This window comes from Pseudomonas sp. IPO3778 (genome assembly GCF_013386825.1).
Classification (GTDB): Bacteria; Pseudomonadota; Gammaproteobacteria; order Pseudomonadales; family Pseudomonadaceae; genus Aquipseudomonas.
In genome coordinates this window covers 13,349-26,905 of the sequence record NZ_JACARC010000015.1, presented here as the reverse complement: position 1 = coordinate 26,905, position 13,557 = coordinate 13,349, and the positions used below count along the sequence as shown (strand labels likewise).

Here is a 13,557-nt window from a genome sequence, read left to right as displayed (position 1 = left end):
AGTCACCTTGGGCCGCTTTCGTGGCCCAAGGTGTTAAACGTCTTAAATAGGGGAAGAGCCTTCAAGCTCTTCCCCTATTTTGTATCTGGAGTCTGTACATGGAAAACCTGGATGCGCTGGTCTCTCAAGCACTAGAGGCTGTGCAAAGCGCAGAAGATATCAATGCCCTGGAGCAAATCCGGGTTCACTACCTTGGCAAAAAGGGTGAATTGACTCAGGTGATGAAGACCCTGGGGAATTTGCCGGCTGAAGAGCGTCCGCAAGTCGGTGCGCTGATCAACGTGGCCAAGGAGCGTGTTACAGAGGTTCTCAATGCGCGCAAGGCGTCGCTCGAGGAGGCCGATCTTGCGGCCAAGCTCGCCGCCGAGTCCATTGACGTGACCCTGCCTGGCCGTGGCCAGACCTCGGGCGGCCTGCATCCGATTACCCGGACTCTGGAACGTATCGAGCAGTTCTTCACCCACATCGGCTACGGCATTGCCGAAGGCCCTGAGGTCGAAGACGACTACCACAACTTCGAGGCGCTCAACATCCCAGGCCATCACCCGGCCCGGTCGATGCATGACACCTTCTATTTCAATGCGAACATGCTGCTGCGCACCCATACCTCGCCGGTACAGGTCCGCACCATGGAATCGCAGAAGCCGCCGATCCGCATCGTCTGCCCAGGCCGTGTGTACCGCAGCGACTCCGATATCACCCACTCGCCGATGTTCCATCAGGTCGAAGGCCTGCTGGTGGATCGCGACATCAACTTCGCCGACCTCAAAGGCACCATCGAAGAGTTCCTGCGGGTGTTCTTCGAGAAAGAGCTGGCGGTGCGTTTCCGTCCCTCGTTCTTCCCGTTCACCGAGCCGTCCGCTGAAGTCGACATGGAATGCGTGATGTGCAGCGGTAAGGGCTGCCGCGTCTGCAAACAGACCGGCTGGCTGGAAGTGATGGGTTGCGGCATGGTTCACCCCAACGTGCTGCGCATGTCCGGGATCGACCCGGAAGAATTCTCGGGCTTTGCCTTCGGCATGGGCGTTGAGCGTCTGGCCATGCTGCGTTACGGCGTGAACGACTTGCGTCTGTTCTTCGACAACGACTTGCGGTTCCTCGCGCAATTTCGCTAGTCGTAACGGATCTTTAGGAGAGCAGGATGAAATTCAGTGAACAATGGCTGCGTGGCTGGGTAAGCCCGCAGGTAAGTCGCGACGAGCTGGTTGCCCGTCTGTCGATGGCCGGCCTTGAGGTCGATAGCGTCACGCCGGCCGCCGGTGTTTTCAGTGGTGTGGTAGTGGGCGAGGTGCTGAGCACCGAGCAGCACCCGGATGCCGACAAATTGCGTGTGTGCCAGGTCAGCAATGGCGCGGAAACTTTCCAGGTCGTGTGCGGAGCGCCTAACGTGCGCCCGGGCCTGAAAATCCCGTTCGCCATGATCGGTGCCGAACTGCCGGGCGACTTCAAAATCAAGAAGGCCAAACTGCGCGGTGTCGAATCCAACGGCATGCTGTGCTCCCAGGCGGAGCTGCAGGTCGGTGAAGGCAACGATGGCCTGATGGAACTGCCGGCCGACGCGCCAGTGGGCCAGGACATCCGTGTCTACCTGGAGCTGGAAGATGCCAGCATCGAGGTCGACCTGACCCCGAACCGCGGCGATTGCCTGTCCCTGGCTGGCCTGGCGCGTGAAGTCGGCGCCTTGTACGCCGCGACCGTCACCCGTCCGGTGGTTGCCGCCGTACCTGCGGTGCACGACGAAGTCCGTTCCATCGAAGTGCTAGCCCCCAACGCCTGCCCGCGTTACCTGGGTCGTGTGATCCGTAACGTCGACCTGTCCAAGCCAACCCCGCTGTGGATGGTGGAGCGTCTGCGTCGTTCCGAAGTGCGCAGCATCGATGCAGCTGTCGACATCACCAACTACGTGATGCTGGAGTTGGGTCAGCCGCTGCACGCTTTCGATCTTGCCGAAATCAACGGCGGCATCCGCGTGCGCATGGCCGAAGAAGGCGAGAAGCTGGTGCTGCTGGACGGCCAGGAAGTCAGCCTGCGTGCCGACACCCTGGTGATCGCTGATCATTCCCGCGCCCTGGCGATTGCCGGCGTGATGGGTGGCGAGCACAGCGGTGTGTCCGCAACCACTCGCGATATCTTCCTCGAAAGCGCGTTCTTCGATCAGATCGCCATCGCCGGCAAGGCCCGTTCCTATGGCCTGCACACTGATGCTTCGCACCGCTACGAGCGCGGCGTGGACTGGCAACTGGCCCGTGAAGCCATGGAGCGCGCCACCGGCCTGCTGCTGGAAATCACTGGCGGCGAAGCCGGCCCGATCATTGAAACCGTCAGCGCGCAGCACCTGCCGTCGGTTGCGCCGATCATCCTGCGTGCCAAGGCCGTTGAGCAAATGCTCGGCCTGGTGATCGACCCGGTTGAAATCGAGCGCCTGCTGTCGGCACTCGGCCTCGGCATCTCCGCCGGTGAAGCAGGGCAGTGGCACGTAGAAGTGCCAAGCCATCGCTTCGACATCAGCCTGGAAGTCGACCTGATTGAAGAACTGGCTCGCCTGTACGGCTACAACCGCCTGCCGGTTCGTTACCCGCAAGCGCGCCTGGCGCCGCAGCCGAAAGCTGAAGCCCGTGCGCACCTGCCGGAACTGCGTCGCCTGCTGGTAGCTCGTGGTTATCAGGAAGCAGTGACCTACAGCTTCATCGATCCAAAGCAGTTCGAACTGTTCAACCCCGGTGTCGAGCCGCTGTTGCTGGCTAACCCGATCTCCAACGACATGGCCGCCATGCGCTCGTCGCTGTGGCCCGGTCTGGTGAAAGCACTTTCCCACAACCTGAACCGTCAGCAAGACCGCGTGCGCATGTTCGAAAGCGGTCTGCGTTTTGTCGGTCAACTGGATGGCCTGAAGCAAGAGCCGATGCTGGCTGGCGTTGTCTGCGGCAGCCGTTTGCCGGAAGGCTGGGCACAAGGTCGCGACACCGTCGACTTCTTCGACGTCAAGGCGGATGTGGAAGCGGTGCTGGGCTTTGCCGGCGCGCTGGATGCCTTCACGTTCACGCCTGGCAAACACCCGGCGTTGCACCCGGGCCAGACCGCGCGTATCGAACGCGAAGGTCGCCTGGTGGGCTTCGTTGGCGCGATTCACCCTGAACTGTCGAAAACCTTGGGCCTGGACCGTCCAGTCTTCGTTTTTGAGCTAGTCTTGGCTGAAGTGGCCTCGGGCAAAATGCCTAAATTCAGCGAGTTGTCGCGTTTCCCTGAAGTACGACGTGATCTGGCGTTGATCGCCGACCAAGATGTTGCAGCCAGTGCTGTTCTGGACGTAATCCGTGAAAATGCAGGGGAATGGCTGACAGACCTCAGGCTATTTGACGTTTATCAGGGTAAAGGCATTGATCCGCATAGAAAAAGCCTTGCAGTTGGCTTGACCTGGCAGCATCCATCGCGCACTCTTAATGACGATGAGGTGAATACGACGACGCAAAATATCCTCACCTCGCTCGAACAAAGGTTGAACGCCACGTTAAGGAAGTGACGTATGGGGGCTTTGACGAAAGCTGAGATGGCGGAACGTCTGTATGAAGAGCTGGGCCTGAACAAGCGCGAAGCCAAGGAATTGGTCGAGCTGTTCTTTGAAGAAATCAGGCACGCTCTTGAAGACAACGAACAGGTCAAATTGTCCGGTTTCGGTAATTTTGACCTGCGGGACAAACGCCAGCGGCCTGGCCGCAATCCAAAAACGGGAGAAGAAATCCCGATCACGGCTCGCCGTGTGGTCACCTTTCGTCCAGGGCAGAAGTTGAAGGCCCGAGTTGAGGCTTATGCTGGAACCAAGTCATAACGACGAACTGCCCGTCATCCCAGGCAAACGCTACTTCACCATTGGTGAAGTCAGCGAGCTTTGTGCGGTAAAGCCGCATGTGCTGCGCTATTGGGAGCAGGAGTTTCCTCAACTCAACCCCGTCAAACGCACCGGGAACCGTCGGTATTATCAGCGCCAGGATGTGCTGATGATCCGGCAGATCCGCGCGTTGTTGTATGACCAGGGGTTCACCATCAGCGGTGCGCGTCAGCGTATGTCCGGTGATGAAGCCAAAGACGACACCACCCAATACAAGCAAATGATCCGCCAGATGATCTCCGAACTGGAAGATGTGCTGGTGGTTTTGAAGAAGTAATTCCGGCTTTTAAAATACTTCCACATTTCAAAAGCTTGCGGTATATTCCTGATCGCTTCGTTGCGAAGCGAACCCAGTAACACGCCTAGTCGGGGCGTAGCGCAGTCCGGTAGCGCACTAGCATGGGGTGCTAGGGGTCGAGTGTTCGAATCACTCCGTCCCGACCATATAATTCAAGGGGTTGCGAGATTTTATCTCGCAACCCCTTTTTATTTTTAGTCGTTTTTACCCCTACAAAACGACTGGCTCTGGGTGGAATCTCCGAATGGTGCCAACTCAGAATTTGGCCAAAGGGTTCATTCAGCTAGATATGTCCGCCCAGTCGCTGTCTGATTGGTCAAGTGGTTTTGTAAATTTACGGTGTCACTGATTGATACTGGTATGTCTTCAGGTTCCTAGTCGTCAGCTATCCTAGACCTAGCGAAAAAATCGAGTTGCAAGCGAATAGAGTCCAAGTATATATCTCTAAATAGCGAATGTGCCTGCTCCAATCAGCTTGGGGTTGCTTTGTCTATTTACTATTACATAATTCAAATTCGATTCGGGATACTGAGCTTGGGTAGGGGGCGTCAGATGGGAGGCACCATAAGGCATGTCGTCGTTACGTTACACGGCATTCGTACACGAGGAGAGTGGCAGAAGAGAATCGCTCCGCTTATTGCGCAGCACGGGATGATTCCAGTGCTTCTCGACTACGGTTATTTCAATATTTTTCAGTTTATCAACCCGTACTCCCGAGACAAGCTAGTCAAATGGCTTCGGGATGAGGTAGCAGCCGTCCGTCGTGATTATCCCGGGTCCCCTGTGTCTCTGGTTGCCCATAGTCTTGGCACATTCCTCGTGGCACGACTCATTGAAGAGGAAACCGCATTCAGTTTCGACACCGTGCTTTTTTCGGGGAGTATTGTTAATACAGATTACGATTGGAGTAAGTACCTTGACTCCTACCGGGTCAAATACGTCGCCAACTACATGGCAAAAAAAGATATTTGGCCGGCTCTCGCGAGTTATATTGTAAAGGGAGCTGGACGAGCTGGAGTCGACGGATTCGAATCTACGCATGTGTCGCTGTTTCAGCATTTACACTCCAAATATGGACACAGCGACTACTTCAATCCGCACACTTTCAAAGAGCTTTGGTTACCAAAGCTCGTCATTCCTCAGCGGCAGGTCATCGAAACCCTATCGGGCCTACTTGTTCAGGCAAAAACACTTCTGAAGACGTCTCCAGAGTCAGGTGACTGTCATGTCCGTGTACGCATGTTCTACAATGCTGGTGACACGACGTTTCGGCAGTTTCCGGGAATGCACGCGGCTACATCCAAAGAGGTTCGCTACTCGGAAGAAGAATTGGATTATGCACTCACGCGAGAGTCGGCTCTGGGAGCCGTAGCCACTTGTCCTCCGACATTTCAGGCTGCTTTCACGACGACGCCGACAGAATGGTCCGCTCTTGATGAGTCTCAGCCGACAAATGGCCGGGGCGACCTGATCGCTGCCGTATCGGCGAGGCTATTCTCCATCTCTCAGCCGGACGCTCCAGCGATAGGGATGGTTGCCCTTGAGGTTCTCGAGGCGGGCGACCATAATCACGCGAAGCAGGCAGTTGGCGCAAAACCATTGGTGCCGAAGCTCAGTGAGTACGTTGTAACCGCTTGCGTAGGGATTCAGGCACTTTTTCCAGAGAACTGACCATGAACGATCAAAAAGTTCGCACTACAACAAAGCTGGTCAACGGCGTACTTGTTGTCACAACAGAAGTTGTAACTGACATGGGAATCATTAGCACCAGCGAAGGCCTTGTTCAGGCGATGGAGGCTCCCTATAAAGGACTTTCTCCCGAACAACGAAGCATCGCAATCCATGCAGATTTTGAGAGAAGCTTGGTTGAAAACCACGAACTTGTCGCACAATTCGTGAACTGAACCGAAAGGATTACGATGAGTATCCCGGTCAGACCTGAGGTTTTGGTTTGGACAGGACTACCCGCGCTCCGGTGGATATTTCCCAGCCTCACAATGAGGCGAGTTCAAATTCCTCGGGACTGACGCCGCCCGAGTGACTGTGGCGGCGAGTTAGGTTATAAAACATTTCGATGTAATCGCACACACCTGCCCTGGCCAAGTCACGGGTTTTGTAGATGTGCTTACGGATACGCTCTTTCTTCAAGCTGCTGAAAAACGATTCGGCCACAGCATTATCCTATCAGTTGCTACGCCGACTCATGCTCTGCTCGAGGTTATTGGCCAGGCAAAAGCGCTTCCAGTCATCACTGCCTTACTGACGGCCTTGATCGGAATGCACCAGTACACGGTCGTTGGGCCGACGGCGCCAGAGCGCCTCTTCATCGACCAGCCCACGACCTTGCGCGCTTAGAGATCCACCACCACGCCAAATACAACCAACCCTGCCATGTGCGGATGTAGGTGATGTCGGTCACCCAAGCCTTGTTGGGGGGTATCGACCGTGAGCGCTCGGTTGAGATGATCGAGGGCCGCCCGGCGATTGGGCGTGGCACCTTATAGCCCCGCAACGCCTTGATCCGGTTGGCACGCATCAGCCGCGCAACACGGTGTTTGCCGCAACTCTCGCCGTGTTGATGACAGTGCCGAATTGACCAATGTGCTGATGCAAGACTGACCTGCCTCCAATCGGAAAAAATCCTTCACAGACAACAGCTTACAAGGATTCAGGCTGGATCAGTGTCATCTCGGCAACTGGGTCAATTCGGTGTCGGCACCAACATGAAGCTCTAAGGTAACGCACGACGGGGTATGTTTGAGTGCCTGTTTTTTGATCCACAGTGGATCTTTCACTATTGACTACACTCGACGAGCGGGCATTCGCTTTGGCTAATCCTAAAAGTCACTAGAGCTGGCATTTGGACGACAGAGCATCTGAATGGACTTTTGATGAGGTCGGAATCAAATGCAAAGGCTAGGCGATTCGATTTTTCTTAGTGCTTCTGACTTGGTTGGACATCTTAACTGCCGGCACTTAACGAGCCTTGACTTAGCGGTAGCGAATGGCGAGCTAGAACGCCCCGCTATCTGGGACCCATTGCTGCAGATTCTTTGGGAGCGTGGCGCGCGACATGAACAAGGCTTTGTCGAGCACCTACGATCGCAAGGTCTATCCGTCACAATCATTGACGGTGTCGGAGTTGATGACGAATCGGTCGAGCGCACAAGGAGCGCCATGGTTGCTGGGGACGAGATCATAGTACAAGGCGCGTTTCGCGCGAATGGTTGGGTGGGTCGCACGGATGTCCTCAGGCGAATAGAGGCCGAGAGCGATCTCGGAGCATGGTCTTATGAGGTGATTGATACCAAGCTCGCTCGTGAGACCAAAGGTGGAACTGTCTTGCAGCTTTGCTTGTATGCGGATCTAGTCGGCACCATCCAAGGGGGTTTCCCGACGCATAGCTATGTAGTTGCCCCATGGTCTGGGTATGAGCCACAGATGTATCGAATGGACGATTACGCAGCGTACTTCCGACGAGTCAAAAGCAGCCTTGTAGCTGCTATCGAGCACGCGGGGGAGATGATCTATCCTGAACCGAAGGAGCATTGCGACATCTGTCGTTGGCAGCGTCGTTGCGACCGGAAACGTCGAGAGGATGACCATCTCTCGCTTGTGGCCGGGATCACCAAAGTCCATATCGATGAGTTAAAACGGCACGGCATAGAAACCATGACGGATCTAGCAGCAATGCCGGTTCCGCTTCCATGGAGGCCGTCGCGCGGGGCAGTACATTCGTACGAGCGGGTACGAGAGCAGGCGCGCATTCAGATCGAGGGGCGCGAAGCAGGGAGCGTGCTTCACGAGCTTTTACCTGTGACGGAAGGATTCGGTTTAGCGAGCCTACCCGAACCCTCAGTCGGGGATATCTTCTTCGATCTGGAGGGCGATCCATTTGCTGGGGAAGGCGGCCTTGAGTACTTATTTGGTTATACTTTTATTGATGGTGGCAATGACATCGCTTACACAGCTGACTGGGCGCTATCTCGTGAGGAGGAAAAACTGAATTTCGAGCGTTTCATCGATTTCGTCGTCGCTCGACAGGAGCAATACCCGGATCTGCACATTTACCATTTCGCACCCTATGAGCCGGCTGCTCTAAAACGGTTGATGGGGAGGCATGCAAGTCGTGAAGAGGAGATTGATGCTCTTCTGCGCTCAAAATGCTTTGTTGACCTTTACAGCGTGATACGAAATGGGCTACGAGCGAGCGTGGAAAGTTACTCGATCAAAAAGCTTGAGCCCTTATATGGTTTCATCCGAGACACCGCGCTTTCAGAAGCAAACATGGCCCTTGCTAAGGTTCAAGCATGTCTTGAACTGGGAGATTTAGCATTCATCAGTGATGCTGATCGTTATGTTGTGACTGGATACAACCGAGATGACTGCGTATCTACATGGCGCCTTCGGGACTGGTTAGAAATACGGCGCACCAACTTGATCAATGTTGGCAATATCATTCCCCGACGGGAAGTGCCTGAGAGCGTGCCAAGCGAGGCCCTTGGTGAATGGCAAGAGAGGATCAATGCGCTTATCGAACGGTTGACGGACGGGGTTCCTACTGATGCGGCGGAGCGCACGGCCGAGGAGCACGCTCGATGGATTCTCGCGCATTCGCTCGACTGGCACCGCAGAGAACAGAAAGCGCTTTGGTGGGAGTATTTCCGCCTTTCCGACCTTATGGCAGAAGATTTGCTCGACGAGCGAGCTGGACTTTCAGGTCTAACATTTGTGGGCGTGAACGGGGGAACCGCTAGGGCCCCCATTCATCGCTACAGCTTCCCTCCTCAAGAAACGGAGATGCGCGGCAGTGAGGATTTGCACACTTTAGGAGGCAGGAAGCTAGGCAGCGTCGACGCAATTTCTCTGGATGACCGTTGGGTCGATATTAAGAAAAGAGGGGACAGTGCAAATATTCATCCTGAGGCAGTTTTTTCCCACACAGTTATTAATACTACTGTCCTCGCCAATGCGCTTGTTCGCATCGGCGAACATGTCGTTGCTAATGGGATGGAGGGAGGCGGACCCTTTCAGGCCGCTCGAGATCTTCTGATGCGCCTGCCCCCTCGTATAGGTAATCAACCGATCCAGCATGAAGGTGAGCCTGCCCTCGATGCCGCACTCCGTGTTGCGGCACATATCGAAAGTGGACTGCTTCCAATTCAAGGGCCGCCAGGTGCCGGCAAGACGCACACAGGCTCACGCATGATCTGTTCTCTGGTACAAGCCGGGAAGACTGTTGGGGTGACTGCCAATAGCCACAAGGTCATCCGCAACCTTCTCGATGGAGTTGTGAAGGCTTCTGAAGAAATGGGAATTGATGTTTGCTGCTTTCAAAAACCTTCGGAGATGGAAGCAGATCAGCAGCGATTGCGATTTGTAAAAAGTAATGCTGATTTGCTAAACGCCATCGGCAGCAGAGCGAATGTGGCAGGAGGGACTGCTTGGCTGTGGGCGTCGCCTGATGCAGCGCACTCCGTAGATGTGCTGTTTATTGATGAAGCGGCGCAAATGGCGCTTGCGAATGTAATTGCTGTATCACAAGCGGCGAATAGCGTTGTGTTGCTAGGCGATCCGCAACAACTCGATCAGCCGATGCAGGGTAGTCATCCACAAGGCACGGATGTTTCAGCTCTGCATCATATTCTTGGTGAAGAGCAGACGATTGCGTCTGACCGAGGACTTTTTCTTGCGGAGACATGGCGTCTTCATCCGGACATCTGCTCCTATACGTCCGAACTATTCTACGAGGGGCGTCTTCATCCTCGCCCAGGATTGGAGGCTCAAGCAATTCGCTCACCCGGACGCCTCAATGGTTCAGGCCTCCGCTATGTTGCAGTCGTTTCTGAAGGCAATCAGAGTTCATCGCCGGAAGAGGCTGATTGCGTTCGAACGCTCGTGGAGGAAATCCTTGCGTCAGGCACTACCTGGATCGACAGGCATGGTGTTGAGCGACTGATATCGCTTCAAGATATATTAATCATTGCTCCCTATAATGCGCAGGTGTTCGAGCTGCAGGACCGCATTTCGGGCGCTCGGATCGGAACTGTCGACAAATTCCAAGGGCAGGAGGCGCCGATCGTTATTTACTCGATGACAACATCAAGTTACGTCGATGCACCGCGTGGAATGGAGTTTCTCTACAGCCTAAACCGACTGAATGTCGCTACATCACGTGCAAAATGTGTTTGTGTACTCGTTGCGTCGCCTACTTTGTTTGAGGCTCAATGCCGAACACCCCGCCAGATGCAACTCGCCAATGCTTTCTGTCGGTACGATGAACTTGCGATGAGAATATGAGAGGAAGATTGTACTAACCCTGACTTCTGAGGGGCACACCGCGCAAGGTAATGGATACGGTGTAGTGGTCAAGTTATTTTGAACGCTGGCTTGGGTTTATCCGGCCAGTGATTCAGCCTCTGCTGACGTCCTATATTGCGGGCAAAAATCTTCGGGACAGATGTCGTGTTGAAGGGCGGTGACGCTATGCAGGTAGCCACTTCATCATGACTTCATCATTAAAGGTGAGCAATTCGAGACGTATAGAATATTTGCGGGTAACGCCTCGTTGCAGATGATGCGGTACTCTCATATCTCACCTGACCATTTACAGGACGCCATTCAGTTCGGTCCGACACTACAATAAGCTAAATTCCAATTGTCAGGGAGCGAAAATGAGGAAAACGGTAGATATCAGCAAAGTTGCCGGGATTGAGTATCACGGTAGTTCTGGAATTACTCAGAATTCCATCGACGCTATCGTGAATATCATCAACTCTGGCGAGCAGATCAAGTCAGCCTGGATTTTATCTTGGATCGATGGAAGCATTGGTGAGCATAGTTTTTTACTAAGTATATTCCCTGCGCGACAGGTGCTTATAAAGACAGGCTTCACGTCAGGGTATTCAGGAGAGGGGCCGAGTGGGCTTTCCACCGCTCTGAAGATCCTACAACTGCATAGCGTAGAGATTGAAGAGTACGACATCGATCGAGCGGTGAAGCAACGGATTGAGGCTGGATGCCTGCTTTCATCTGATTTGGAAAGACTGGAAAAGTCTCGCCCTATTCGTCCAACTAGATTCTACGACTACATCCTACGACAACCAAATTCGCCGCGAGAAACTGACGTCCGTGATGTTCAGCAATGCTTTCCTGCTGCTATCAATTTAGGGCTTCTCGACGAGAGACTTGTAGAGTTGGCGATCAGCCTCCTTGAGAGTCCGGACTCAGCGATTAATACCGCCTTTCGTCGATTAGAAGACATTGTCAGAGATAGAATATGCATTTATGACAAGAGTGGCTCTCATCTGTTCAAGAAAGCTTTTGAGGGCGACAAGTCCCTGCTCCACTGGAGCGATCTGGACGGTGGTGAGCAGGCAGGAAAAGTGGGACTGTTCGTGGCAGTTTTTCTTGCTTACCGTAATCCCCGAGCTCACCGTGAGATCCTTTGCAATCCTCGGGAAGCTGTGCGCGAGTTCATGCTGATCAACCAGCTCTATCTCTTGGAAGCATCGGCGGTGGCGCGGATAACCAACTTCGTCTCCTCTGAATGAGGCGCTGCCTATACTCTTCGATATCTCTCCAACCTAAAAAAGCAAAGCCCCCGAAACGCTAGGCATGCGGGGGCTTTTGGCGGGATGTTCTGCTGCGGACGAAGGAGGCGAATCTTCGTCATGAACCTGGAAGACTCTGGTAAAAGCAATCTAAGGCAGACCAAAATATTGATGCTAAGTGCCGACTATGGGGTGGTGGCGAAAATGGAAGTGTCTCTGCTATGTTCGCACCAGCATCACAGCGCCTCCGCAGAGTTGACACACCATCCAAGGCGATTCTGGATTGCGGGTGTACCTGCCGGCAAGCTCATTTCTGTCTTGCATGACCGCTGCAAGCTCTTGGCTTAAAAATTCCGTTGGATCAATCGCTCGGCTGTTATCGAGATCGAATATTTCCGTCAGAAGCATATGCTCTGTTGGCTGAGCAACTTCATACGTGTACATGCCGTGCTTCCTTTCATGCGACGTGACGTGGACAAATGTCATAGTCGGCGGGGAGGAGAAATCCTTTTCGCTATCGGTCAAGCTCAAGATTTTACTTGAGCAGGTGATCGCAAAGTTCTCCTTACTACTTCATTTTGTTCCAGACTCCCCGCGCGCGCTGAGAGGATTGTGAGGTCTCGGTCCAAAAAGGTGGTCATGCGCGTTATCGCAGGTAGGTACGCTTGGTACGCGTCATATTGATCATGAACGTATCTTCGTACAGGCCATTGGTCTCTAGGACAATCTTGTCCTTAGACGTGCTGCGAATGTCATATCGCTGTGATTGGGCGAGCTTGAATTTCGGGCCAAGATCCATCGCTGGACTGTCTGAGGGGAGGCCAAGATCAATGGCTGGGATGGTTTTTTCTCCCAAGATGGTGCTAGACAAGGGAACTTCGGCGTTTATCACTTTGATCACCAATTCAGCATCGGTAGCTTGCCACTCTCCATTTCCGTCATAGTCGTAGTGGATGACGAATGGAATTCCCGGTGCGGTACTGGTCGCTTTCAAGTCGCCGGTGACCCTGTAGGTCTTGTTCGTAAAGTACTGGATGGTGCCTTGGAAGTGGACGATGAAACCACGGTCTAGAAACTCGAACTCCTGGTACCAGTTTCCAAGCAGTGCAGGATTGACGCCGTCAGGCGATTTAGGTGGGAATAGATAGGGCAGAAGTGGGCCAGAGATGGTGGCTGTCGTCTCCAGTACTGACACGAGAACTATCACAGCCGGCAATGCTGACAGCCACATAGTGCGACTCTTGAACCATTTATTCATGTGTCCCTAGTTTACAGAGTCAGAGGTTTGCGCTTCGTCGATACCGCTCTTCCCACGCCAGCAGAATCTACGGGACGGTGGCTGCACGCCCTTTAATTTTTTTCAAGTCCGTTACTGAATCGCTTTCGTTTGGATAACGATCTGCACGCGGCGATCCGTTGCCAAGCATTCCTTGAGTTCTGGTTTGGGCAGATTGCGTGCGCAGTTTGAGATAGGCATATGAGAACCTGCCGCCTTGATATTGAACTGCAATTCGGGGCCAAGGGGTTTGAGCTTTTCAACGACACTTTCAGCCCGGCGGCGTGACAGTTTTTGATTGCTATCGTTAGAAGTAAGTACTGGGATCCGATCACTGTGGCCGGTGACGGTGACTGCGATGACTTGGCGCTTGGACTCTTCCAAATAGTTTTTTACTTTCTCTGCAAAGGCCGTAAGAGCCGCGTCACCTTCTGGTGATGGTGACTTGTAGCATTGTGGCGGCATAGGTTTTGAACAGATCGATCAGATACTTCAACGGTACTTCCTTGTCATTTTTGTGTGGCGCTGTGCCACTATACCGTTC

At 53.8% G+C, this 13,557-nt stretch carries 11 protein-coding genes, 1 tRNA gene and 1 pseudogene; 9 read left to right on the top strand and 4 right to left on the bottom strand.

The features are described from left to right. Positions 1 to 98: 98 nt before the first annotated feature. The 7 genes from pheS (at position 99) to HX855_RS05680 (ending at position 6,088) form a co-directional block, all read left to right on the top strand. A complete protein-coding gene (gene pheS, locus HX855_RS05710) occupies positions 99 to 1,115 on the top strand; it encodes a phenylalanine--tRNA ligase subunit alpha (RefSeq protein ID WP_003219939.1) in 1,017 nt (338 codons plus the stop codon). Positions 1,116 to 1,141: 26 nt separating this feature from the next. Next, entirely contained in the window at positions 1,142 to 3,520 is a 2,379-nt protein-coding gene (gene pheT / locus HX855_RS05705; protein WP_177087823.1) for a phenylalanine--tRNA ligase subunit beta, read from the top strand. A 3-nt stretch (positions 3,521 to 3,523) separates the two neighbouring features. Beyond that, entirely contained in the window at positions 3,524 to 3,826 is a 303-nt protein-coding gene (gene ihfA / locus HX855_RS05700) for an integration host factor subunit alpha (protein WP_002553164.1), read from the top strand. Further along, positions 3,807 to 4,163: a MerR family transcriptional regulator gene (locus tag HX855_RS05695; protein WP_003219935.1), complete on the top strand. Its 357-nt coding sequence runs from the start codon at positions 3,807 to 3,809 to the stop codon at positions 4,161 to 4,163. The genes ihfA and HX855_RS05695 overlap by 20 nt, the downstream gene beginning before the upstream one ends. A gap of 90 nt (positions 4,164 to 4,253) precedes the next feature. Continuing rightward, positions 4,254 to 4,330 (top strand) — tRNA-Pro (locus HX855_RS05690). 514 nt (positions 4,331 to 4,844) lie between these two features. Then, positions 4,845 to 5,855, top strand: coding sequence for a hypothetical protein (locus tag HX855_RS05685; protein ID WP_177087825.1), 1,011 nt, complete (start codon positions 4,845 to 4,847; stop codon positions 5,853 to 5,855). Between the two features lie 2 nt (positions 5,856 to 5,857). After that, positions 5,858 to 6,088 (top strand): hypothetical protein, encoded by a 231-nt coding sequence (locus tag HX855_RS05680; protein WP_177087827.1) that lies wholly within the window; start codon positions 5,858 to 5,860, stop codon positions 6,086 to 6,088. An 88-nt stretch (positions 6,089 to 6,176) separates the two neighbouring features. Here the strand turns inward: HX855_RS05680 and HX855_RS05675 are convergent. Next, a pseudogene (locus HX855_RS05675) lies at positions 6,177 to 6,756 on the bottom strand (IS3 family transposase); the annotation flags it as partial. Between the two features lie 335 nt (positions 6,757 to 7,091). On the opposite strand from HX855_RS05675, the gene HX855_RS05670 reads away from it, so the two are divergent. Then, positions 7,092 to 10,484, top strand: coding sequence for a TM0106 family RecB-like putative nuclease (locus HX855_RS05670; protein ID WP_177087829.1), 3,393 nt, complete (start codon positions 7,092 to 7,094; stop codon positions 10,482 to 10,484). A 374-nt stretch (positions 10,485 to 10,858) separates the two neighbouring features. Next, entirely contained in the window at positions 10,859 to 11,737 is an 879-nt protein-coding gene (locus HX855_RS05665; RefSeq protein ID WP_177087831.1) for a TIGR02391 family protein, read from the top strand. A 219-nt stretch (positions 11,738 to 11,956) separates the two neighbouring features. On the opposite strand, the gene HX855_RS05660 is transcribed toward HX855_RS05665, so the two are convergent. The 3 genes from HX855_RS05660 to HX855_RS05650 all read right to left on the bottom strand — a co-directional run bounded on the left by HX855_RS05660 (position 11,957) and on the right by HX855_RS05650 (position 13,478). Beyond that, positions 11,957 to 12,181 (bottom strand): hypothetical protein, encoded by a 225-nt coding sequence (locus HX855_RS05660; protein ID WP_177087833.1) that lies wholly within the window; start codon positions 12,179 to 12,181, stop codon positions 11,957 to 11,959. Positions 12,182 to 12,383: 202 nt separating this feature from the next. Further along, a complete protein-coding gene (locus HX855_RS05655) occupies positions 12,384 to 12,968 on the bottom strand; it encodes a hypothetical protein (protein ID WP_177087835.1) in 585 nt (194 codons plus the stop codon). Between the two features lie 138 nt (positions 12,969 to 13,106). Beyond that, entirely contained in the window at positions 13,107 to 13,478 is a 372-nt protein-coding gene (locus HX855_RS05650) for an OmpA family protein (protein WP_177087837.1), read from the bottom strand. Positions 13,479 to 13,557: the final 79 nt, after the last annotated feature.

Coding starts and splice junctions, on each gene's coding strand:
- HX855_RS05650 (WP_177087837.1), bottom strand. CDS start 13,478: ATGCCGCCACAATGCTACAAGTCACCATCACCAGAAGGTGACGCGGCT.
- HX855_RS05670 (WP_177087829.1), top strand. CDS start 7,092: ATGCAAAGGCTAGGCGATTCGATTTTTCTTAGTGCTTCTGACTTGGTT.
- pheT (WP_177087823.1), top strand. CDS start 1,142: ATGAAATTCAGTGAACAATGGCTGCGTGGCTGGGTAAGCCCGCAGGTA.
- HX855_RS05655 (WP_177087835.1), bottom strand. CDS start 12,968: ATGTGGCTGTCAGCATTGCCGGCTGTGATAGTTCTCGTGTCAGTACTG.
- pheS (WP_003219939.1), top strand. CDS start 99: ATGGAAAACCTGGATGCGCTGGTCTCTCAAGCACTAGAGGCTGTGCAA.
- HX855_RS05695 (WP_003219935.1), top strand. CDS start 3,807: ATGCTGGAACCAAGTCATAACGACGAACTGCCCGTCATCCCAGGCAAA.
- HX855_RS05660 (WP_177087833.1), bottom strand. CDS start 12,181: ATGTACACGTATGAAGTTGCTCAGCCAACAGAGCATATGCTTCTGACG.
- HX855_RS05665 (WP_177087831.1), top strand. CDS start 10,859: ATGAGGAAAACGGTAGATATCAGCAAAGTTGCCGGGATTGAGTATCAC.
- HX855_RS05680 (WP_177087827.1), top strand. CDS start 5,858: ATGAACGATCAAAAAGTTCGCACTACAACAAAGCTGGTCAACGGCGTA.
- ihfA (WP_002553164.1), top strand. CDS start 3,524: ATGGGGGCTTTGACGAAAGCTGAGATGGCGGAACGTCTGTATGAAGAG.